This window comes from Pseudomonas sp. SWI44, assembly GCF_002947915.1.
GTDB lineage: Bacteria > Pseudomonadota > Gammaproteobacteria > Pseudomonadales > Pseudomonadaceae > Aquipseudomonas > Aquipseudomonas taiwanensis.
In genome coordinates this window covers 2265419-2285510 of record NZ_CP026674.1, presented here as the reverse complement: position 1 = coordinate 2285510, position 20092 = coordinate 2265419, and the positions used below count along the sequence as shown (strand labels likewise).

The 20092-nt window shown below is 62.4% G+C and carries 23 protein-coding genes; 11 read left to right on the top strand and 12 right to left on the bottom strand.

The genetic code is table 11. The annotated features are described in order from the left end of the window. Nucleotides 1–229: 229 nt before the first annotated feature. Both C4Q26_RS10790 and C4Q26_RS10785 read left to right on the top strand, forming a co-directional pair. Nucleotides 230–1222, top strand: coding sequence for a response regulator (locus C4Q26_RS10790; RefSeq protein ID WP_104883073.1), 993 nt, complete (start codon nucleotides 230–232; stop codon nucleotides 1220–1222). Next, a complete protein-coding gene (locus tag C4Q26_RS10785) occupies nucleotides 1219–1590 on the top strand; it encodes a response regulator transcription factor (protein ID WP_023378096.1) in 372 nt (123 codons plus the stop codon). The genes C4Q26_RS10790 and C4Q26_RS10785 overlap by 4 nt, the downstream gene beginning before the upstream one ends. A 47-nt stretch (nucleotides 1591–1637) precedes the next feature. On the opposite strand, the gene C4Q26_RS10780 is transcribed toward C4Q26_RS10785, so the two are convergent. Further along, on the bottom strand, nucleotides 1638–1892 hold the full coding sequence (locus C4Q26_RS10780) for a DUF2790 domain-containing protein (RefSeq protein WP_023378097.1): 255 nt from the start codon (nucleotides 1890–1892) through the stop codon (nucleotides 1638–1640). 145 nt (nucleotides 1893–2037) lie between these two features. Then, nucleotides 2038–3525 (bottom strand): YifB family Mg chelatase-like AAA ATPase, encoded by a 1488-nt coding sequence (locus C4Q26_RS10775; protein WP_023378099.1) that lies wholly within the window; start codon nucleotides 3523–3525, stop codon nucleotides 2038–2040. 248 nt (nucleotides 3526–3773) lie between these two features. Here C4Q26_RS10775 and C4Q26_RS10770 point away from each other — a divergent pair, with 248 nt between their 5' ends. Together C4Q26_RS10770 and C4Q26_RS10765 are read left to right on the top strand one after the other, a co-directional pair. Further along, the gene (locus tag C4Q26_RS10770; protein WP_023378100.1) at nucleotides 3774–3986 is read left to right on the top strand and encodes a PLDc N-terminal domain-containing protein; all 213 of its coding nucleotides are present in this window, start codon (nucleotides 3774–3776) and stop codon (nucleotides 3984–3986) included. A gap of 328 nt (nucleotides 3987–4314) precedes the next feature. Further along, a complete protein-coding gene (locus tag C4Q26_RS10765; protein ID WP_104883072.1) occupies nucleotides 4315–6339 on the top strand; it encodes a DUF4034 domain-containing protein in 2025 nt (674 codons plus the stop codon). A gap of 27 nt (nucleotides 6340–6366) precedes the next feature. Here C4Q26_RS10765 and C4Q26_RS10760 read toward each other — a convergent pair whose 3' ends face one another. Further along, nucleotides 6367–6630 (bottom strand): accessory factor UbiK family protein, encoded by a 264-nt coding sequence (locus tag C4Q26_RS10760; protein WP_023378102.1) that lies wholly within the window; start codon nucleotides 6628–6630, stop codon nucleotides 6367–6369. 468 nt (nucleotides 6631–7098) lie between these two features. Between C4Q26_RS10760 and glnK the strand changes: the two genes are divergently transcribed. The 3 genes from glnK to sutA all read left to right on the top strand — a co-directional run bounded on the left by glnK (nucleotide 7099) and on the right by sutA (nucleotide 9581). Next, complete coding sequence (glnK, locus tag C4Q26_RS10755) at nucleotides 7099–7437, top strand: P-II family nitrogen regulator (protein ID WP_002555808.1); 339 nt, start codon at nucleotides 7099–7101, stop codon at nucleotides 7435–7437. A 47-nt stretch (nucleotides 7438–7484) separates the two neighbouring features. Continuing rightward, nucleotides 7485–8816, top strand: a complete 1332-nt coding sequence (locus C4Q26_RS10750; RefSeq protein WP_023378103.1) for an ammonium transporter — start codon at nucleotides 7485–7487, stop codon at nucleotides 8814–8816. Nucleotides 8817–9248: 432 nt separating this feature from the next. Then, nucleotides 9249–9581 carry a transcriptional regulator SutA gene (sutA, locus tag C4Q26_RS10745; RefSeq protein ID WP_023378104.1) on the top strand — a complete coding sequence of 111 codons (333 nt, stop codon included), beginning with the start codon at nucleotides 9249–9251 and terminating at the stop codon, nucleotides 9579–9581. Nucleotides 9582–9659: 78 nt separating this feature from the next. Here the strand turns inward: sutA and C4Q26_RS10740 are convergent, their stop codons facing one another. Genes C4Q26_RS10740 through C4Q26_RS10715 form a run of 6 tightly spaced genes read right to left on the bottom strand, consistent with a single transcriptional unit; the run spans nucleotide 9660 to nucleotide 14279 of the window. Further along, complete coding sequence (locus C4Q26_RS10740) at nucleotides 9660–10355, bottom strand: HAD family hydrolase (RefSeq protein WP_023378105.1); 696 nt, start codon at nucleotides 10353–10355, stop codon at nucleotides 9660–9662. Beyond that, entirely contained in the window at nucleotides 10352–11251 is a 900-nt protein-coding gene (xerC, locus tag C4Q26_RS10735; RefSeq protein WP_023378106.1) for a tyrosine recombinase XerC, read from the bottom strand. The genes C4Q26_RS10740 and xerC overlap by 4 nt, the downstream gene beginning before the upstream one ends. After that, the gene (locus C4Q26_RS10730; protein ID WP_027907881.1) at nucleotides 11251–11961 is read right to left on the bottom strand and encodes a DUF484 family protein; all 711 of its coding nucleotides are present in this window, start codon (nucleotides 11959–11961) and stop codon (nucleotides 11251–11253) included. The genes xerC and C4Q26_RS10730 overlap by 1 nt, the downstream gene beginning before the upstream one ends. A gap of 13 nt (nucleotides 11962–11974) precedes the next feature. Beyond that, nucleotides 11975–12805 carry a diaminopimelate epimerase gene (gene dapF, locus C4Q26_RS10725; protein ID WP_023378108.1) on the bottom strand — a complete coding sequence of 277 codons (831 nt, stop codon included), beginning with the start codon at nucleotides 12803–12805 and terminating at the stop codon, nucleotides 11975–11977. Between the two features lie 4 nt (nucleotides 12806–12809). Next, entirely contained in the window at nucleotides 12810–14057 is a 1248-nt protein-coding gene (gene lysA / locus C4Q26_RS10720; protein WP_104883071.1) for a diaminopimelate decarboxylase, read from the bottom strand. Between the two features lie 9 nt (nucleotides 14058–14066). Next, nucleotides 14067–14279 carry a lipoprotein gene (locus C4Q26_RS10715; RefSeq protein ID WP_023378110.1) on the bottom strand — a complete coding sequence of 71 codons (213 nt, stop codon included), beginning with the start codon at nucleotides 14277–14279 and terminating at the stop codon, nucleotides 14067–14069. 257 nt (nucleotides 14280–14536) lie between these two features. On the opposite strand from C4Q26_RS10715, the gene cyaY reads away from it, so the two are divergent. The 3 genes from cyaY (at nucleotide 14537) to rnk (ending at nucleotide 15650) form a co-directional block, all read left to right on the top strand. Then, the gene (gene cyaY, locus C4Q26_RS10710) at nucleotides 14537–14869 is read left to right on the top strand and encodes an iron donor protein CyaY (RefSeq protein ID WP_023378111.1); all 333 of its coding nucleotides are present in this window, start codon (nucleotides 14537–14539) and stop codon (nucleotides 14867–14869) included. Nucleotide 14870: 1 nt separating this feature from the next. Then, the gene (locus C4Q26_RS10705; protein ID WP_023378112.1) at nucleotides 14871–15092 is read left to right on the top strand and encodes a DUF1289 domain-containing protein; all 222 of its coding nucleotides are present in this window, start codon (nucleotides 14871–14873) and stop codon (nucleotides 15090–15092) included. Between the two features lie 147 nt (nucleotides 15093–15239). After that, nucleotides 15240–15650, top strand: a complete 411-nt coding sequence (gene rnk / locus C4Q26_RS10700) for a nucleoside diphosphate kinase regulator (RefSeq protein ID WP_023378114.1) — start codon at nucleotides 15240–15242, stop codon at nucleotides 15648–15650. 16 nt (nucleotides 15651–15666) lie between these two features. On the opposite strand, the gene C4Q26_RS10695 is transcribed toward rnk, so the two are convergent. The 3 genes from C4Q26_RS10695 to C4Q26_RS10685 all read right to left on the bottom strand — a co-directional run bounded on the left by C4Q26_RS10695 (nucleotide 15667) and on the right by C4Q26_RS10685 (nucleotide 19293). Beyond that, nucleotides 15667–18531 carry a class I adenylate cyclase gene (locus tag C4Q26_RS10695; RefSeq protein ID WP_027907883.1) on the bottom strand — a complete coding sequence of 955 codons (2865 nt, stop codon included), beginning with the start codon at nucleotides 18529–18531 and terminating at the stop codon, nucleotides 15667–15669. A 144-nt stretch (nucleotides 18532–18675) separates the two neighbouring features. After that, the gene (locus C4Q26_RS10690; protein WP_023378117.1) at nucleotides 18676–18921 is read right to left on the bottom strand and encodes a TIGR02647 family protein; all 246 of its coding nucleotides are present in this window, start codon (nucleotides 18919–18921) and stop codon (nucleotides 18676–18678) included. Between the two features lie 69 nt (nucleotides 18922–18990). Further along, nucleotides 18991–19293 (bottom strand): hypothetical protein, encoded by a 303-nt coding sequence (locus tag C4Q26_RS10685; RefSeq protein ID WP_023378119.1) that lies wholly within the window; start codon nucleotides 19291–19293, stop codon nucleotides 18991–18993. 112 nt (nucleotides 19294–19405) lie between these two features. Here C4Q26_RS10685 and C4Q26_RS10680 point away from each other — a divergent pair, with 112 nt between their 5' ends. Then, nucleotides 19406–20068, top strand: coding sequence for a glutathione S-transferase (locus C4Q26_RS10680; protein WP_023378120.1), 663 nt, complete (start codon nucleotides 19406–19408; stop codon nucleotides 20066–20068). Nucleotides 20069–20092: the final 24 nt, after the last annotated feature.

Below are 20092 nucleotides of genomic sequence, written 5' to 3'. Positions count from 1 at the left end.
GCGACATCCAAGGGCGCGAGTATACGCAGCGCGAATGCCCCGCACGCTCTGGCTGGCCGGTTTGGCAGGATCGGGAACCATCTTGACCGTAATCGGCCCCAGGGTGGCGGCGCTGGCTTGTATAGTCCAAAGGCCAACCTATCCCTCGGGATAATTGTATGAATGTGGATGCTGGCCTAGATTGCACGGGGCTGCGCAACCGCCCGGACTCGCGAGATTCGAAAAGATCATGATCCGTATAGGCAATGCCCAGGTGTCGCTGGAGCGGCGGGAAGTGTTTCTGGACGGCAAACCGCTGCCCTTGGGTGGGCGTGCGTTCGAGGTGCTGGCGACGCTGATCCGGGCCAACGGCCGGGTGGTGTGCAAGGACGAGCTGTTCAGCCAGGTCTGGGCCGGCACAGTGGTGGAAGACAACAACCTGCAGGTGCAGATTTCGCTGCTGCGCAAAGCCTTTGGTGACCGGGGCCTGATCCAGACCGTTCCCCGCAGGGGTTACCGGCTGGCGGCGCAAGTGTCCAGCGATGTGGCTGCGTTGGCGCCAGGCAGATCGCCGCTTTCAGCCACTGCTGGGCCGCCGCAGGACGACATCGAAGCCGTGATGGTGCTGGTGGTCGATGACGACCCGTCGGTACGCACGGCCCTGGGCCGGCTGTTCCGTGCCGAGAATATTCCTCATCGGTTATACGCCTCGGCGGAGGAACTGCTCGAACAACCCTGCGACACACCCTACGCCTGCCTGTTGCTGGACATCAACCTGCCGGCTGCCAGCGGCCTGGACGTGCAGCAGGCGCTGCGCAGGCTCGATGTTCCCTGGCCGGTCGTGTTCATGACCGGTTACGGCACCATCCCTATGACCGTTCAGGCCATGCGTGCGGGTGCTGTTGAATTTCTCACCAAGCCGTTCGATGAGTACGAGCTGCTGACGCTGCTGGGGTCGGTACGTGCGCGCGCCTTGGCGCAGGGGCGCAAATGGTGGGATACGCGTCAGGTCCGGGAAAAGTACCGGCGCCTGACCCAGCGCGAGCGGCAAGTGTTCTCGCTGGTGGTAGGGGGGCTGACGCACAAACAGATCGCCAAGACCATCGGTACCAGTGAAGTGACGACCAAGGTTCACAAGAAGAACATCATGAACAAGATGCAGTCGCGCTCGCTGGTCGAGCTGGTCGCCATGCACCATGTCATCGATGCCGGCCCCCGCCTTGAAGACCAGGGCGTTGCATGAGCGCAACGGTATGCATCGTCGATGACGATGCTTTCGTGCGCAGAAGCCTGGCCAACCTGTTGCGTTCGGCCGGCTTCGACACCTTGCTGTTCGGGTCGGGTGCGCAGCTGCTGGCTTCGCCCCAGGCGCGTGGGGCGGGGTGTGCCTTGCTGGACTTGAGAATGCCTGGACTGACAGGTTTGCAGGTCCAGGGCGAGCTGGCCCGGTTGGGTTGGCAGCTGCCCGTGATCTGCATGTCGGCGCATTGGGATGATGCGGCCTTGGAAGCTTCCCAGCGCAATGGCGCGGTAGCCTGCCTGGGCAAACCGTTCAATGAAGACGTACTGCTGAAGGCGGTCGAGGCTGCGTTGGCCTTGAACGTGCGTTGAACGTTCACGAGCCAGGCCGCCCAAGCGGCCTGTCCGTGCGCGTCGCCTCAATTCTGGTTGGCCAGGTTGGTGTTGGGTTGGCTGTAGCTCAAGGAGCGGACTTGGCCATTGCTGTCGCGGTAGGTCAGGGTGGCGGTAGTGGTGTGGCCTTGAGCGTTGGCTGGCGTTTGCACGGCGATCACCTGGGCAATATCCAGCGCCATGCCGTAATGGTAGGGCGTGGCTTCGACGGACTGGGCGAAAGCGCCGGTGCTGGTGACCAAGGCGAAGGTGGCGGCGGTGAGTGCTTTGCTGAGGGTCATGATCGTTCTCCAGGTTCAGTGAGGTGGGTGACGACTGCTTGCTGTCTGGAGTTAATATTGCGCTCAATTAATTAGCGCGCAAAATAAAATACCACTATGGCCTGCATTGACTTCGCCCATCGGCGAATCTGCACACGTCGATGAGTCAGGTGCCAGGGCGATACTGGAGGGCTTCGGCCAAATGAGCCCTGGCTATCGAGTCGGTTCTGTCCAGGTCAGCCAGCGTCCGCGCGACCTTGAGTAGGCGGTGCGCAGCCCGTAGCGACAGGGTCAGCCGTTCGCAGGCGCTTTCCAGCCAGGCCTGGTCAGCTGCAGTGAGCTCGCAGTGACGGCGCAAGCCATCGAGGTCGAGGAAGGCATTCGCGCAGCCCTGGCGGCGCTGCTGCCGTTCGCGGGCCTCAGCCACGACACGGGCGACCTTGGCGCTGGTGTCGCCACAGGGGTGGTTGTCGAGTGTGGTGGCTTCGCGCGCCACAGTCAGGTGCAGGTCGATGCGGTCGAGCAACGGGCCTGACAGTTTGTTGCGGTAGCGCTGGATCTGCTCTGTGCTGCAGCGGCAGCGGCCTGAGGGATCGCCGAGGTAGCCACAAGGGCAGGGGTTCATCGCCGCTACCAGTTGGAAACGGGCAGGGAAGCGCACTTTGTCCTTGGCACGGGCGATGACGATCTCGCCGGACTCCAAGGGTTCACGCAGAACCTCAAGCACCCGTCGCTCGAACTCTGGCAACTCATCGAGAAACAACACACCATGGTGCGCCAGCGTGATTTCGCCGGGTTGCGGCCGGCTACCGCCGCCTACCAGCGCAGGCCCGGATGCTGAGTGATGGGGGTGGCGGAACGGACGCTGCGGCCAGCTTTTCAGGGGCGTGTGCCCACTGATCGACTGGATAGCCGCGACCTCCAGGGCTTCGTGCTCGTCCAGCGGCGGCAGCAGCCCTGGCAAGCGACTGGCCAGCAAGGTCTTGCCGGTACCGGGTGGCCCGGTGAACAGCAGGTTGTGCGCGCCAGCGGCTGCCAGCAGCAGTGCCCGTTTGGCCGCGACCTGGCCTTGTACTTCGCTCAAGTCGGGGTAGGGCCGACTTTGCAGCAGCAGGCCATTGGCGGCATATGGCGGCAACACCACCTGGCCGTTGAGGTGGGCGACCAACTCTAGAAGGTGCCCCACTGCGTAGACCACCAGGCCACCCGCCAGACTGGCTTCTTCAGCGTTTTCCTGCGGGACCACCAAGGCCCGACCTGCTTCGCGCGCTGCCAGGGCGGCCGGCAGTATCCCCTGCACAGGCCGTAATTTGCCGGACAACGCCAGCTCACCCAGGCACTCGATGTCGTTCAAGGCGTGCACCGGTACCTGGCCGTTGGCGGCGAGTATCCCCAAGGCGATGGCCAGGTCATAACGGCCGCCATCCTTGGGCAGATCGGCTGGGGCAAGGTTCTGGGTGATACGCCTGGCGGGATAGTCCAGGCCGGAATTGACGATGGCGCTGCGTACTCGATCCTTGCTCTCCTTGACCGTGGTTTCGGGTAAGCCGACCAGAGTGAGATTGGGCAGGCCGTTGGCCAGATGCGTTTCGACACTGACTGCAGGTGCCTGCACGCCCACCTGGGCGCGACTGTGGACGAGGGCTAGGGACATGGACGCTCCGTTGTCGTTTAAGGCGCCGCATCCTGCGGCATCTGCCAAGCATAGTGAGCCGGCGCAGGAGAGGCGGCAGAAGAGTGCGTCGAGGTTTTGCAGGGTGGCCGAGCACCTGCCGGGCCACGATAGGTTGCCTGTGCCGTCGTGGCATTCGGCAGGCACAGCAATGTGCTCGAAGGAAAATCGGAATGAACCCTCACAGCTGGCCGGGACTCAATCGAATACATGCCAGCAGGAGAGTGCTTATGGAAATCGGAACGATCTGGATCATTGTCGCGGCCTTGGTCATCATCCTTGAGATCTTTGCCATCTGGCACATCATCGGCAGCGACCGGCGCGCAGAGCGCAAGATGCTGTGGATCGTGTTCGTGGTCTATGCACCGTTCCCAGGGTTGCTTTTCTGGGCCTGGCGGGGGCCGCGGGCGGTGAAGGGCAGGGCGGTGCTGCAGGAGAAATGATTGAGCGACCAGGATGAAATCCCTTGACCCGGTAGCGCAACGCCATGAGCAAGGCTCAGCAGGCTCTCTCTTAGGGCTCGCTATGCTCAGTTACTTGCTTGACCGCTTCGATCTTGAATGCTTTGGGGTTGCGTTGACCCGTCATGACACCTCCTGGGCCTCATCATGTGGGCCTGGAGCCTCCGAAAGTCAGGGGGTTTTAATCCGCAACTTTTGGATCCAATAATTTTGCGCAGGGCTTGCCAATGGCTTAGTGTTCAACGATCACTGACGTTGTCATCGGACGACAACGCAGCTTCGTCTAAATGGACTTACAAGGTAAAGCCCTGTGCAAACGCTCACTCGCACCCGTCAGGACATCCACGAACTGGTGCAGGCCAATGCATTTCCTGAACTCAACGATTACTTCAACGCTCTCGAAGCGCGCTGGTTGCAGGCGTCCCCTGGTGAGTGTCCTGCTTATCTGGAGGCATTCGAATGGCACCTGCAGGCCCGTTCGGGCATCCAGGGTGGCAAGGCTCTCACCCAGTTCCTCAAGGCCTGGATCCAGGCCTGCCCCAATGCCTATCACCCGCGGGTGGCCATGGGTTTTCACTGCCTTGATCGTGCCCGCCATGTACAGGGGGGCGATGGCACCGACGAAGTGAGCGAAGCGCGTTGGCTGGCGGCCGAGCAGGTCTGCGAAATCGGCGCGGTGCACCTGCTGCGGGCCATGGCGCTGTCCAACGTGCCGGTGGCAGCGGCCATCTGCATGCTGCACATGAGCGCGCATTTCCGTGAACCGGGGTGGCTGAACGAGCTTCTACATGGCAAGCCCGCACGCTACAGGCCCAGTGCCCACCCTGACGTGGAGATCCAGGAGGCAGCGGCACCGTTTCTGGTCCGATTTGGCTTCGCACCTTTAGTCGACCTGCCACAGTACCTGCCACCCTGCCTGGCCATGCGGTCTGCGCGCTGGGACGAAAGTGCGCAGCAGTATTGGCTGGGCCATGCTCTGCGCTGGTTTGCCGGCTGCTTCGAGGCGGTCGAGGCATATGCAACCTACCTGCTACCCCGTTGGGGTGGGAGCCTGCAGGCGCTCGAAGATTTGGTCAGCGGCCCGTTTTGCCAAGGTTGGGGGGACGCCCAACGTAACGCCATCCGCGCGCTGCAGTTCGAAGGCGACTTCCGGCTATCGGGCCCCCTGCAGTCTCAGGAGACCGGCCAATGGCAATGTATCTTCGACCACTGGTGGCCGCGTGAACTCAGGCCGAGGGAGCGTGCCATGCTTCTGGCACGACGGGGTACATGGCGCTGGCACACGTCGCGTGACCATGCCGGTGCCATGGACGACTTCGTAGCCTGTGTCGACCTGAGCCCTGACCACTGCTTCGAGCGCGGCGGGGCGCAGTCGTTCTACACCTTCGCCTGCCTGGTCGTGCAGCACGGCATGCAGGACGACAGGCAGTCGCTGCGCATCGCCATCGAGCATCTGTGCGAGAGCCGCATGTTTGCGGCAGCCTGTGCGCTGCGGGCTGTAGGGTGTCAGTTCGGGCTGTGGGGCTTTGTCCGGTCCCTTGAGCAGGCCCGCGAATGGTTGGAGGCCGCTGTAAACCGGCAATCGGAATGCCAAGGGCAGGGCTTCGACATGCAGGAAGTACCGCGTCTGTTATGGGCAGCCCGGTTGTACGAGCCCGCGCGTTTCTTCGACGAGCAATGTGCCGAATGCGGGCTGTCGGACGCTGCCATGCGCCTTCACGATCTGCATCGGGGAGGGCTGGAGGGCACGCCGGAATGCTATCTGGACGCCGGGGCCGCGCAGCGCTGGTTGATGCGTGCGCTGGCCTTGGGCAGCCCGCGGGCTAGCTACGAGGTGGCTTGTCGGCGCATGGCTGATGAGGACCTGAGTGAGCGCGGTGCGATGCTGTCGGTCAAGCGATTGTTGCTCGATGCCATGGGCCACGCGCAGACAGATGCCCATGCGCGGCTGCAACTGGGAAGCTTGTTGCGCCAGTTCGGTGAACCTGTCGAGCGCGAAGAGGCCGTCGGATACTTGCTTGAACTGGTACAGCACGAGGATCCCTGCATCGCCGGGCGTGCCTGCGCGCACATGGGGCTGGCCTGGATGCAGGGACACGGCACACGCAAGCAAAGCCGCTTCGCCGCCATTGAGTGGGTAAGCAGGGCTGCCGTGCTGCAGCCGGACGACCCGGAAGTCGAAGGTATCCGCAGCGCGATACTCAACTCGCACAACGTGTTCAGGACACTGCTCACGTTCTGCGGCGCAACGCTGTTTCGCGGAACGCTTTACCCCAACGAGTTACCGCCTCCGGCATCGACCGCCAGGCGCGAGCGCACGCGCGCCTTAGTGTAGAGCAAGGCCAGCAGGGCTGGCCGGGGGTTATTCCTGGGCGTTAGGCGCCATGCGGGCTTCCAGCTCGGCGACCTGCTTTTCCAGGGCCTCCAGGCGAGCACGGGTGCGTGCCAGAACGACCATCTGGCTGTCGAATTCGTCGCGGCTGACCAGGTCCAGCTTGCTGAAAGCGCCTTGCATCAGCACCTTGAACTGGCTTTCCAGTTCGGCGCGGGGTTGGGCAGTGTCGCTGTTGAACAGGCGCGAGGCCTGGTCGCTCAGGGCGTCGAGAAAAGCTTTTGGCGCGAGCATGTTCGGCTTGTCCGATAATCGTCGAGAAAGAGCGGGAGTGTAGCACGCGGGCGTTTGGCTGCTTCAGGGCGCCGTCGATCGCTGCCGAGCATGACCCAACAGAGGGCGGGGATGAACTGCTTGGGTTGCACGCTTTTTGCGCAGTGTGCGAGGGCTGCGCGCACTGAAATTGTGCATCTTTTTAGTGCTGGCGACTGGCCAATTCCGACTGTTTTACGCAACACGCTGTTTTTTGGCGGTTTATCGGAACTGGCAAGGTTTCTGCAAAGACCACTGCGAGCCATGCACTGATGCAGTTCCTTGTGACCAGGCAGTGCGCACGCGGAGCCGGAAGGTCTTGCGTCACAACCGAAACGTCAGTCGGTTGCAAGAACGAGCCGACGACGCGTTACAAAGCCAACCGCTGCGCTTAGACTTGAGACGGGTTTGTTTTCCTGGGGCAAGTCCACCAAATCGGGAGAGAGTTTCATGAAGCTAGTCACAGCCATCATCAAGCCGTTCAAGCTGGACGACGTGCGCGAGTCGCTGTCGGAAATCGGCGTGCAGGGCATCACCGTCACCGAGGTCAAGGGCTTCGGCCGGCAGAAAGGCCACACCGAGCTGTATCGCGGCGCCGAGTATGTCGTCGACTTCCTGCCCAAGGTGAAGATCGATGTCGCCATCGACGACAAGGACCTTGATCGAGTGATCGAGGCCATCACCAAGGCCGCCAACACCGGCAAGATCGGCGACGGCAAGATCTTCGTTGTGAATCTGGAGCAGGCGATCCGTATCCGTACCGGCGAAACCGATACCGACGCGATCTAAAGCGACAAAAAAAGCCTCACCAAACCCAACGCCCCAGGAGAAAACAAATGACTCTGCGTAAGATCGCAGGGCTAGGAGCCCTATTGTCCCTCGTAATGCCCGGTCTCGCCCTGGCAGAGGAGGCTGCCCCAGTGCTGAACTCCGGCGACACCGCGTGGATGCTGACCGCGACGGCGCTGGTGCTGTTCATGACCATCCCAGGCCTGGCCCTGTTCTACGGTGGCATGGTGCGTTCCAAGAACGTGCTCTCGGTGATGATGCAGTGCTTCGCCATCACCGGCCTGATGAGCATTCTCTGGGTCGTCTACGGCTACAGCATGGCCTTCGATACCACAGGTATGGAAAAGGGCGTGCTCAACTTCAATTCCTTCGTCGGCGGCTTCTCCAAGGCGTTTCTGAGCGGTGTCACGCCCAGCAACCTGACCTCGGCCGCTGCGCTGTTCCCTGAGGCAGTGTTCATCACCTTCCAGATGACCTTCGCCATCATCACCCCGGCGCTGATCGTCGGTGCGTTCGCCGAGCGCATGAAGTTCTCCGCCATGCTGATCTTTATGGGCGTCTGGTTCACCCTGGTCTATGCGCCGATTGCGCACATGGTCTGGAGCGGTGACGGCGCGCTGATGTGGGACTGGGGCGTGCTGGACTTCGCGGGCGGCACCGTGGTGCACATCAACGCCGGTATCGCCGGTCTGGTGGCCTGCCTGGTGTTGGGCAAGCGCAAAGGCTACCCAACCACTCCAATGGCACCGCATAACCTGGGCTACACCCTGATGGGTGCTGCCATGCTGTGGGTCGGTTGGTTCGGCTTCAACGCAGGCTCCGCCGCCGCTGCCAACGGCACTGCCGGCATGGCCATGCTGGTTACCCAGATCGCTACCGCCGCTGCCGCGCTGGGCTGGATGTTTGCCGAATGGATTGGTCACGGTAAGCCGAGCGCCCTGGGCATCGCCTCGGGTGTGGTGGCTGGCCTGGTGGCCATCACCCCTGCCGCCGGCACCGTTGGTCCGATGGGCGCACTGGTGATCGGCCTGGTCGCTGGCGTGGTCTGCTACTTCTGCGCCACCACCCTCAAGCGCAAGCTGGGCTACGACGACTCGCTGGATGCTTTCGGTGTGCACGGTATCGGCGGCATCATCGGTGCACTGCTGACCGGTGTGTTCGCAGCCCCGGCCCTGGGGGGCTTCGGCGCGGTCACCGATATCGGCGCACAGCTCTGGATTCAGGCCAAGGGCGTGATCTTCACCGTGGTCTACACCGCTATCGTCACCTACATCATCCTCAAGGTGCTGGACGTGGTGATGGGCCTGCGGGTCAACGAAGAAGAAGAGTCGGTCGGCCTCGACCTGGCTCAACACAACGAGCGCGGCTACAACCTGTAACCGCGACGCTGGAAAAACTTGCCCGGTTCGCCGGGCATTTTTTTGCCTGAAATTCGTCATTTCCAGCAGTGCAAACGGTTTATCGTTCACGTTCGCGACGTAGGGCGAATACTTACAAGATGCAGGGCATTCATGGTGCTTTGCTTTTTCTGCGAGCGCGCTAGAATGCGCGCCGAAGGGTGTTTGACGAGCAGTCCACACGCTTCGCCAGCCTTTGCTAGGCTTGCCAATAGCGTGTGGCCAGCAGGGTCCGGAAGAATTTGTCAGTCCCTGCCAGGAGTAGGGTCTGTTTGGTACCGCCTCCCATCAGGAGCGGGTGCCACAAGGGCAGTGGCCAACCCACGGCCAGTTGAATTTTCACTGGTGACAGCCGGTCTACGGCTGCGCACTGGTCTATAACTAACCTGCTTTTCGCAAGTCATGAGGTAGAACATGAGCGACGACGATCTGGAAAACGATGACCTCGAAGTAGGCGACGAAGACGAGGGTGATGAGGGCCTCGAAGCTGCGGCTGACGATGGCGCCGAAGATGCTGGCGATGACGACAGCAGCCCGGCACCCACTGCCAAGGGCAAATCCTCCAAGTCGGCTGTCTCGGTAGACGAGATGCCGAGCATGGAAGCCAAGCAGAAGGAACGTGACGCCCTGGCCAAGGCCATGGAAGAGTTCCTGGCCCGTGGTGGCAAGGTTCAAGAGGTCGAGGCCAACGTGGTCGCCGATCCACCCAAGAAGCCGGACAACAAGTACGGCAGCCGCCCTATCTGAGTGGCTGACGCAAAAAAGCCCGCCGTCGCTGCGGGCTTTTTTGTGGGCCGTGGTCAGGCCTGAAGGCGCGGGCGAGCGTCAGCGCCAGCGCGCGATCACGTCGGGCAACTGCGACAGTCGTTGAATTTCGGCATCCGGTGCGTTTTCTCCGGCCCAGGTCTTGCCCTGCGGGTTGAACCACACAGCGCGCAATCCAGCACGCTGAGCCCCGGCAATGTCATCGCCTGGGTGGTCACCGATATGCACCGCCGCGCTCGCGTCAACCTCGCCACGGCGCAGCGCTTCCACGAACGGTGCGGGGTCCGGCTTGCCGATGCCAAGGTCTTCGGCGCACAGGGCAAACTTGAAGTAGTCCGCCAGCCCCAGGCGGCTCACGTCGGCATTGCCGTTGGTCACCACTCCCAGGGTGTAGTGGTGACGCAGGATTTCCAGCACGGGCTGCACCTCGGGGAAAACCTCGACCTGGTGCCGCGCGTGCAGGAACACTTCGAACCCTTCGTTTGCCAGCTCCTGGGCGTGCTTTTCACTGTAGCCGACTTCTTCAAGGGCATGGAACAGTACGCGCCGACGCAACGCGCTGATGCGGTGCTTGAGGCCTGGTTCGGCCGCCACCAGCCGCTCACGGATGGCGAACAGGTGTTCTACAGGCACACCGCCGAGGATTGGGGCATTGGCTTCGAGCCAATCGCGCAGGACCACCTCCGCGCTGGCGATCACCGGCGCGGTGTCCCACAGAGTATCGTCGAGGTCGAAGGTGATCAGCTTGATGCTCATGAGTCTGTGCCTGTGCTGCGTTTGGCCCGAGGGTGGGCGCTGTCGTAGACCGCGGCCAGGTGCTGGAAGTCCAGGTGGGTGTAGATCTGCGTGGTGCTGATGTCGGCATGGCCGAGCATCTCCTGCACCGCGCGCAGGTCCTGGGACGACTCCAGCACATGGCTTGCGAAAGAATGGCGAAGCATGTGCGGATGCAGGTGTTGGCCAAGCTCGCGCTCGCCAGCGGCTTTTACCCGCATCTGGATGGCTCGTGGGCTCAGGCGGTTACCTTGACGCGTGATGAACACCGCGCCGTCGCGAGGGTTGCCGATGCCGCGCAGTCGATACCATTCCTGCAAGGCCTCACGGGCCTTGCGGCCTACCGGCAGTACGCGTGCCTTGCCGCCCTTGCCTAGCACTTGCACTAGGCCGGCGGCCAGGTCGAGGTGTCCGAGGTCGAGGTTGGTCAGCTCGGACAGGCGCAGGCCAGAGGAATAGAACAGCTCGAGAATGGCCTGGTCGCGGCGGGCGATGAAGTCATTGTCCACGCCTCCTTCCAGCAACTGCAGGGCGCGGTCGGTGTCCAGTACCTTGGGCAGGCGTCGCTCGGTCTTGGGCGGTGCCAGGCCGTTGGCGGGATCGTGCTGGCACAGGCCTTCACGGACCAGATAGCGATACAGTCCGCGCACCGCTGAAAGCAAGCGCGCCAGGCTGCGTGAGGATTGGCCATCGTGATGCAGGCGTGCGATCAGCTGTCGAAGCTGCTGAATCTGCAGTTCATTCCAGCTGGCGATGCCTTGGTTCTTGCAGTATTGGATGACCTTGGCGAGGTCGCGGCGATAGCCCAGCAGGGTGTGGTCGGACACTTGGCGCTCGTTGCGCAGGTACGCGCAATAAGCCTCCAGCTGGCGCTCCATCAGCGCACCGGGCGCAGGGTCTGGGTGACACGGGGAACCACGCGGCCAAGCACCTCAGCGATGTAGCCGAGGAACAGCGTACCGACACTGCTCTTGTAGTGTTGCGGGTCACGGCTGCCGATTGCCAGGACCCCATGCAGCCCCTGGTATTCAAGGGCGGCCACGGCGCTGGAGCCGACTTCGTGACGCTGCTCCTCACCGAACAGAAAGGCCAGTTCGTGTTCGCGCAGGTTGCCGCTGACGGTCTTGCCACCGCCCAGCAGCCCGCCAATGGCCTGCTGGGCCTCGGCATTGCTGACCCAGCGTCCGACTGGGGCGACGTTTTCCCCGAACAGGATCAGGCTCACGAAGGGCACCTGGAACTCCTGGCGCAGGCTGTCTTCGACGGCCATCACCACTTCTTCGAGGCTGGCGGCATCCAGCAAGTCGAGGATCAGCCGACGGGTCTTGTCGAACAGTCGGTCGTTGTCCCGTGCCACGTCCATCAGTTGCGACAGGCGATGGCGCATCTCGATGTTGCGGTCGCGCAGCAGCTTGAGCTGACGCTCTACCAGCGACACGCTGTCGCCACGCTGATGCGGAATGCGCTGCTCCATCAGCAACTCATCGTGCTCGGCGAAGAAGGTCGGGTGGGCGCGCAAATACGTGACCACCGCTTCGGCATCGAGCTCGCTGGGTTGCTGGGGTACAACGTTAGGCTGTTCGGTCATGGCGGTTACTCGTTTAGAGACGAACCTGTCCTTCGTAGACACGCACGGCGGGGCCGGTCATCAACACAGGCTTGCCGGGGCCGGCCCATTCGATGTTCAGGCGTCCACCAGGCAGGTCGAGGGTGACCGGAGAATCCATCCACCCCTGACTGATTGCAGCGACCGCCGCAGCGCAAGCACCGGTGCCGCAGGCCTGGGTTTCCCCCGCGCCGCGCTCCCACACTCGCAGGTTGGCACGATGACGGTCGATGACCTGGAGGAACCCGGCATTGACCCGTTGTGGGAAGCGAGGATGATTTTCGATCTTCGGCCCCAGCTCATGCACCGGTGCCGTTTGTACGTCATCGACACGCAGCACCGCATGGGGGTTACCCATGGAGAGGGCGGCAATCGAATAATCGCGGCCGTCGACCTCCAGCGAGTAGCTCAGCGCCTGTTGCTCGGCGATGAAGGGAATCTCGGCCGGGATGAACCGTGGCGGGCCCATGTCGACGCATACCTGGCCATCGTTCTGCACGTCCAGCTCGATGATCCCGCCTTTGGTTTCGACGCGGATGCGCTTCTTTGCAGTCAGGCGCTTGTCCAGCACGAAGCGGGCGAAGCAGCGCGCGCCGTTGCCACACTGTTCGACCTCGGACCCGTCAGCGTTGAAGATGCGGTAACGGAAATCCACTTCCGGATTGTTCGGCGCCTCGACGATCAGCAACTGGTCGAAACCGATGCCGGTATGGCGGTCACCCCATTGCTTGGCGTGCTTAGGCTGGATGTGGGCGTGCTGGCTGACCAGGTCCAGGACCATGAAGTCGTTGCCCAGCCCATGCATCTTGGTAAAACGCAGCAGCATGGGCTCACTCCGGCAGCAGGCTTTCGCCAGCGTACAGTTCGGCGATGGTCTCGCGGCGGCGGACTTCGAAAGCCTGATCGCCGTCGACCAGGATTTCCGCGCAACGGCCACGGGTGTTGTAGTTCGAGCTCATGACGAAACCATAGGCGCCCGCGGACTGAACGGCCAGCAGGTCGCCCTCGGCCAGGTTCAGCTCACGGTCCTTGGCCAGGAAGTCGCCGGTTTCGCAGATCGGCCCGACCAGGTCATAGGCCCGGCCTTTGCCCTCGCGTGGCTTGACCGCGCTGACACCCATCCAGGCCTGGTACAGGGCAGGGCGGATCAGGTCGTTCATCGCCGCATCGATGATGGCGAAGTCCTTGTGTTCGGTGTGCTTGAGATATTCCACGCGGGTCAGCAGGACACCTGCGTTGGCCACGATGTAGCGGCCCGGCTCGAACACCAATGCCAGGTCGCGGTCGCCCACGCGCTCACGGATGGCTTTGATGTAGTCGGCCACCTGCGGTGGCTCTTCGTCACGGTAACGCACGCCAACACCGCCGCCCAGGTCCAGATGGCGCAGGTGGATACCACACTCGGCAAGGCGGTCGACCAGCACCAGCAGGCGGTCGAGGGCATCGAGGAACGGGTCGACGGTGGTCAGCTGCGAACCGATATGGCAGTCGACGCCGACCACTTCCAGGTTCGGTAACTGCGCGGCGCGCACATAGATGGCTTCGGCATCGGCAATGGCGATGCCGAACTTGTTCTCTTTGAGGCCGGTGGAGATGTACGGGTGGGTACCGGCATCGACGTCCGGGTTGACCCGCAGCGAGACCGGGGCGACCTTGCCCATCTCGGCGGCCACCACTTGCAGGCGTTCGAGTTCGTCGGTGGATTCGACGTTGAAGCAGTGCACGCCGACTTCCAGTGCCCGGCGCATGTCTTCGCGGGTCTTGCCGACGCCAGAGAACACCACGCGATCGGCGCGGCCGCCCGCGGCCAGCACACGCTCCAGCTCACCGCCGGAAACGATGTCGAAGCCCGCGCCCAGGCGCGCCAGGACGTTCAGTACGCCCAGGTTGGAGTTGGCCTTGACCGCGAAGCACACCAGGTGCTCGACGCCTTGCAGGGCATCGGTGTAGCTGCGGTACTGAGCCTCGATATGGGCGCGCGAGTACACGTAGGTAGGGGTGCCGAAACGTTCGGCAATGGCCGACAGGGCCACGCCCTCCGCGAACAGTTCACCGTCGCGGTAGTTGAAAGCGTTCATCTGATTTCCTTACTGCTCTGGCGTCTGCTCGGGCTCGATTGGCTGCTCTGGCTGCTGCTCTTGCATTGGCGCAGGTTGAGCGTGCTGGTGCTGATGCGATTTGTGGCTGCCTTTGCCGTCCTTGCCTTCTTCAGGCAGGTACAGAGGGCCTTTCTGACCGCAGGCCGAAACGAGGCAGGCAACAGCGACCAGCGCCGCAAGTGAGGAAATCAGGCGCTTCATGGGTGAAATCCTTTGAAATAAGCAGTATTGCGACCGAGTATACCGAGCGACCAGCGGATTGCCTATGCAAGAGCCGGTCCGTCGGGCGGGCTATCCTTGTGTGCTGCCGGTGCCGGAAATCGCCTTGCGCAGGCACTGTAGGAGCCGGCTTGCCGGCGATGAGGCCAATGAAGGCCACGGCAAACCTTTGCATTCAACGGCAAGCGCCCGTATCTTGCCCGCCTTGCCTGTAAGCAGCCAATTTCGAGGTTCCTGCAATGAGTTTGAGCGAAGCGCGTTTCCATGATCTGGTCGACGCGACCCAACAGGCCCTGGAAGACCTGTTCGACGAGAGCGACCTGGACTTGGACATGGAGAATTCCGCAGGGGTGCTGACCATCAAGTTCGACAACGGCAGCCAGCTGATCTTCAGCCGCCAGGAGCCGCTGCGCCAATTGTGGCTGGCCGACCGTTCCGGTGGGTTCCACTTCGATTATGACGAAGAGAGCGGCAAGTGGGTCTGCGAGAAAAGCGAAGAGCTGCTCGGCGAGATGCTCGAGCGCATTGTCTGGGAACGGGCCGGCGAGAAGCTGGACTTCGACGAGATCTGACATGAGCGCCCAGGTGCGGCCGCCCAAGCCGCTGTACAGCAATGTCAGTCCCGCAGTGCCGTCGCCATGCATCAGCGTTTGCCGACTGGATGAGCACAAGGTTTGTACCGGCTGCCACCGCCATGTCGAGCACATCCGTGAATGGCGCTCGGCGGACGACGAACGGCGCCGGCAGATCTGCCGCGAGGCCCAGGCGCTGCGCGAGCAGGCACAGGCACATTGACCCCACGGGGTTGAGTATTTGCCCGTCTGTGGTAGTGTCGGGGTCTGCGTCGGTGACGCCAAAGCATCCACAAACCCCGCCCTTGGGCGGGGTTTTGCTTTATCTGTCCGATGAAAACAGCCTGTTCACAAGGAGCCTGACTGGATCATGAGCACCAAGCCTTCCCTCATCCTCACCCGATTGGACGTACAGCGTCTCGAGCGCCTGATCGACAGCCTCGACGAAAGTACCCCGGGTGTGCTCGCCCTCCAGGGCGAGCTGGACCGCGCCGAGCAGGTGGTCGGTCATGAGGAAGTGCCAGCCGGCGTGGTGACCATGAACTCCCGCGTGCATTGCCGCGAGGAGGCCAGCGGCAAGGACTACCACCTGACCCTGGTGTACCCGAAGGATGCCGGTGCTGACGGCAAGGTCTCGATCCTGGCGCCCATTGGCTGTGCGCTGTTGGGCCTGTCGGTGGGTGAGCAGATCGACTGGCCGGCGCCGGGTGGCAAGACCCTCAAACTGAAGCTGCTGGCAGTCGAGTACCAGCCGGAAGCTGCGGGCGACTTCGACCTCTGACGGTCATCGCGGCCGTTCAGGGCTCCAGGGCCGCCTGTAACTGTGCCAGGCCCTCGTTAAGCGACTGTTCCAGTTGGCGCTTGTAGCGCAAGTAGAGAATGGTCGACCCTAGTTCGTCGCCGAGCAGCTCCGAGAGGTCCAGGTCGGTGATGTAGCACCGGTACTGCCCGGCGCTACGACGCTGGCCGAGAATCTGTCGGGCGACCACGGCATACAGCTCATCGCCGTGGTCCAACTCGGAAAATTCCAACTGGTCGCAATAGAGCGTGACATGCACGTCGTTGTCAGTGCCTGCCTGAAGAATGGCCTGGACTTCGTAGCAAGGCTGATCGAGGCCTTCGTTCGGTGCGGGTCGTGGCTCGATGCCGCGTGCCTTGCCAGGCCCGGACGGCAACAGCTGCGCATAGTGGATTTGCAGCGGCACTTGCCTTGAGTAATCCAGGGGTAAGCGGGCATCACGGCGCATCACCACCGAACGCAGAAAACGCTGCAAGGGCAGCAATAGATGACGCTCGTCCTGCAGCGGCAGGCGTTGCTGCCACAGGGCGTTGTACTCGTCGAGCACATACAGGTCAGCCCAGCCATCGAACAATCGGTAGAACACCTGGATGCAGTCGGGGCGGCCTTGCTCGAGCACCAGTGGCAGATCGTGATCCTGCAGGGCATTGGCGTCCAGGTACAGTGGGCTGTAAGCGCTGCGTTCCTCGCCCAGGTAATCGAGCACGGCCTCCTGGCTGTCCAGCGTGACCAGGGCGACTTGGCCGGGTTGCAACTCCAGGGCATGCGTATGCTGTGCTACTTGCAGCAGGTAGCGATGGTTCTGGCCTTGATCGAGCAGCAGTTGCACCGTGTCGAAAATCTCTTCGACCCGCTGGCTGATGGCCTGGGCGCGGTTGTGGCAGAAACAGCGCACCCGCACCCGTGGTCGATGGCTGCGCTGGCCGAGTGTGTTGAGGAAGTCGCGTAGGCAACGCAGCAGCGCATGCTCGCCGTCGTAACGCTGCACCAGCACTTCGTTCCAGCTATTGAGGGTGATTTGGTCAACGGTCAGCACCAGGTTCTCGCGCACCCCGGCGTAGCTCAACGAGTCGGTGCGCTCGGTGGTCATCAGGATGTTCAGGTCACGGTGATGGCGCAGCGGGTCGACCCCGACGTTGACCAGCAGCAGAATTTCATCGGCAACGCTGGGTTGCAGCAGGCGCACCTCGCTGACACTGCCCAACGGCAGGGGGAGGCTCTGCTGCAGGCTGCCCAGCAGGTTGAACAGCTCGAATTCCGTCAGGTCGCTGACCCCAGGGTGCAGCGCCAGGCGCGTGCTGCTGTCGATGACGCCGTTGCGGTGGGCCCAGGTCAGCAGTTCGAGCAATTCGCGGCAGCGCTTGATCGGGCTGAAGTGTTCCCACTCGTGCACACCGAGATTGCCGTTGTACAGGCCCCAATGGTGGCTGCCAGGCTCCTTGCGATTGGGCGACTGGACCAGCGTCAGGGTGTCCTCGGCCAGGTCCGGGGCAATGCCGGGGTTGATTACCTCGATCTTGCCCGCCCGGCGCTCGAAGGCGGCATACAGGCGTCGGCCGAGCACGTTGAGGTCGCGCTGGTCAGCGCGGCTGCTGGCATTCTGGTTGTGTGCGAACTGGCTGAGGAAGCGGTAACTGTGGTTGAGTTCGGCAACCAGTTCGCGGCGTTCGAGGGCGACCTGGCGCACTTTCCACTGGCTACGGCTGTCGAGCATGGCCAGTTGTCGTTCGTCCCAACCCCACTCATCGGTCAGGCGCTGCAATAGCCGACGCTGCCAGCCACTGTTGCGTGAGCGGTCAAGTGTGCTGATTTTCTTGTTTACCTTCAGGTAGAGGCTGCGCCGCACCAGTTCGAGGCGGGCGGTTTCTCCCCGTTGCAGCAGATAACGCTCGATTCGCCGGTACACCATCACGTAGGGGTCCAGTTCATCGAGGTTGAGCTGATTGGCGAAGACAGATTGCTTGTAGTCCAGGCTCAGGCAGCGCCCGCTCGGGTGTTCACTGGCATAGACCTCGGTCAGCAGTAACTTGAGCAAGGATTTGTAGGGTGAGTCGATCCCCTTGAACAGCTGCCACAGGCCGGCGCCGACAAACTCACCGGGCGGAATGTGCGCCAGGTTGCCCAGGTCCAGGGCATCGGTGCTACGAATGAATCGCTTGGACAACAAGGTTTCGGTGTAGCCGCGATAGTTGTGTTCCTCATACACGGGCACGAGCCACCACAGCGGCGTACGTCCGGCCAACCAGATAGCGGTGCGGTAAAATTCATCGAGCAGCAAAAAATGCTGGGTGGTACCGCAATCGTCCGAGCTGAGCTGGCTGTCTCGCTGGCCTTGGGCGAAACCTTGCGGGTCGATCAGGAAGAAGTGCGCTTCGGCGCCCTGGCTGTCGGCCCAGGTTTCGAGCAACTGGCATTTGCGCCGCAGCTCCTGGAGCTGATGGTCGTTCAGGCCTGGTGCATGGCACACCCAGAGGTCCATGTCGCTCTGTTCGGCCTGGGCCAGAGAACCCAGGCTCCCCATCAGGAACAGGCCATGAATCGGCCGATGCGGGTTGCCCAGGCGCGTCTTGTACGAGAACGAGCGGGCCAGTCGTTGGCCCTCGGCGACCAGTTCTGCATCGGGCTCGAAGCCCGAGACACCGGCCGGTGTGCTGCCGGAGACATAACCGGGCAGCAACGGATGGTTGACGTGAAACAACAGCGGCAGAAGGGTCAGCACCTGTTGCTGGCGCGTCGAAAGCCCGTCCTTGGCGCGCTGCAGCCTGCCTTCGTTGACCTGCAGGAACCGCGCACGCAATTTCGCCAGCACCTTGCGGTCGATGCCTTCGTCCAGGTCGGGGCGGATTTCGTGGGGGTGGTTCATTCAGCGCTCAGAGCAGGCCAGGGTAGCTGCGGCGAGTTTAGCCTGAGTATCGCAGTCGGATAAGTCGAAAAGCGCAAAATTTGACGCCATTTTGCCAGCGCATGGGCCCCCACCAGCGGCGCGCCGCTGATGGGGCCCATGCCATCAGGCCGGTTGCGCAGTCTTGAGGATGGTCAGCAGCTGCTGGACACTCTGGGCGGCATCGAGCCCCAGGCTAGTCAGGTAGCCGCCGTCAGGCTGGTCGGTCAGTTGTTTGTCGAACAGCCGCTTGGCTGCCGCGACAAGGGCGGGCGACGCGTTGCTGTGGACCTTGATGCCTTCCTGATGGCTGTCCAGGTTGAACAGGGCGAGGACTTCCAATTCGGCGATCAGTTCGGGGGTGAAGGACATGGCGACTCCTGACTTCCAGACGAGGATGGCGGCACCGGCAGCGGTGCCTGATCCTGGAGTGTAGTCGGCTTATTCGTCGTCGCCTTGATACGCCTCAGGGGGAAGCTCCGGCAACGCGCGCAAGGCTGTTTCGTACCACTCACCGTCGAACGGACGGTCTTCATCGAGCATGTTGTCGATTTCAATGGCCAGCACATGGGCCATGAGGTTGAGGATGTCTTCGCGCGCGTAACCCACCAGGGTCAGCTTGTTGAACGTGGCCTTGGCAGCGGGCGGCTCGCCGCTTTCGATCTGGTTCTCGATAGCCTGGGTCAGCGTCGCTTCGGCGAACGCTTCTTCGTCGTCATTGTCGATGTCGGTGGGCTCGCTCATGGCGGTACTCCTGTAGTGGGGCATACAGTTTGCCACGCCTTGGCTGGTCATGCCTGGCTGTTCAGTCTATAAAAGCCGGGCCAACCCCACACGGCCTGGAGGCTGTCAACCAATGCTCAAGCTTCATGGATTCTCGGTCAGCAACTACTACAACATGGTCAAGCTGGCGCTGCTGGAGAAAGAAATCCCCTTCGAAGAGGTGCCGTTCTTTGGCGGCCAGCTGCCCAATGCCTTGGCCATCAGCCCGCGTGGCAAGGTGCCGGTGCTGGAGACTGAGCACGGTTTCCTGAGCGAAACCAGCGTCATCCTGGACTACATCGAGCAGACGCAGGGCGGTAAGCCATTGCTGCCTGCCGATGCGTTTGCCCAGGCCAAGGTGCGTGAGCTGCTCAAGGAAATCGAGCTGTATATAGAGTTGCCCGCGCGTACCTGCTATGCCGAGTCGTTCTTCGGTATGGCGGTCGAGCCATTGATCAAGGAGCGTGCGCGCGCCGATCTGCTGGCGGGGTTCGCCACACTCAAGCGCAACGGGCGTTTCGCGCCCTATGTCGCGGGCGAGCAGATGACCATCGCCGACCTGATGTTCTGCTTCTCGGTGGACCTGGCTTGTGCCGTGGGCAAGAAGGTGCTGGGCATCGACTTCCTGGCGGACTTCCCGCAGGCGAAGGCGTTGCTGGGTCAAATGAATGAGAACCCGCACATGGCGCGGATCGTGGCGGACAAGGAGGCGGCGATGCCGGCGTTCAGGGAGATGGTGCGCAGCGGTAAGCGCTGAAAGCAATCGCCGGCAAGCCGGCTC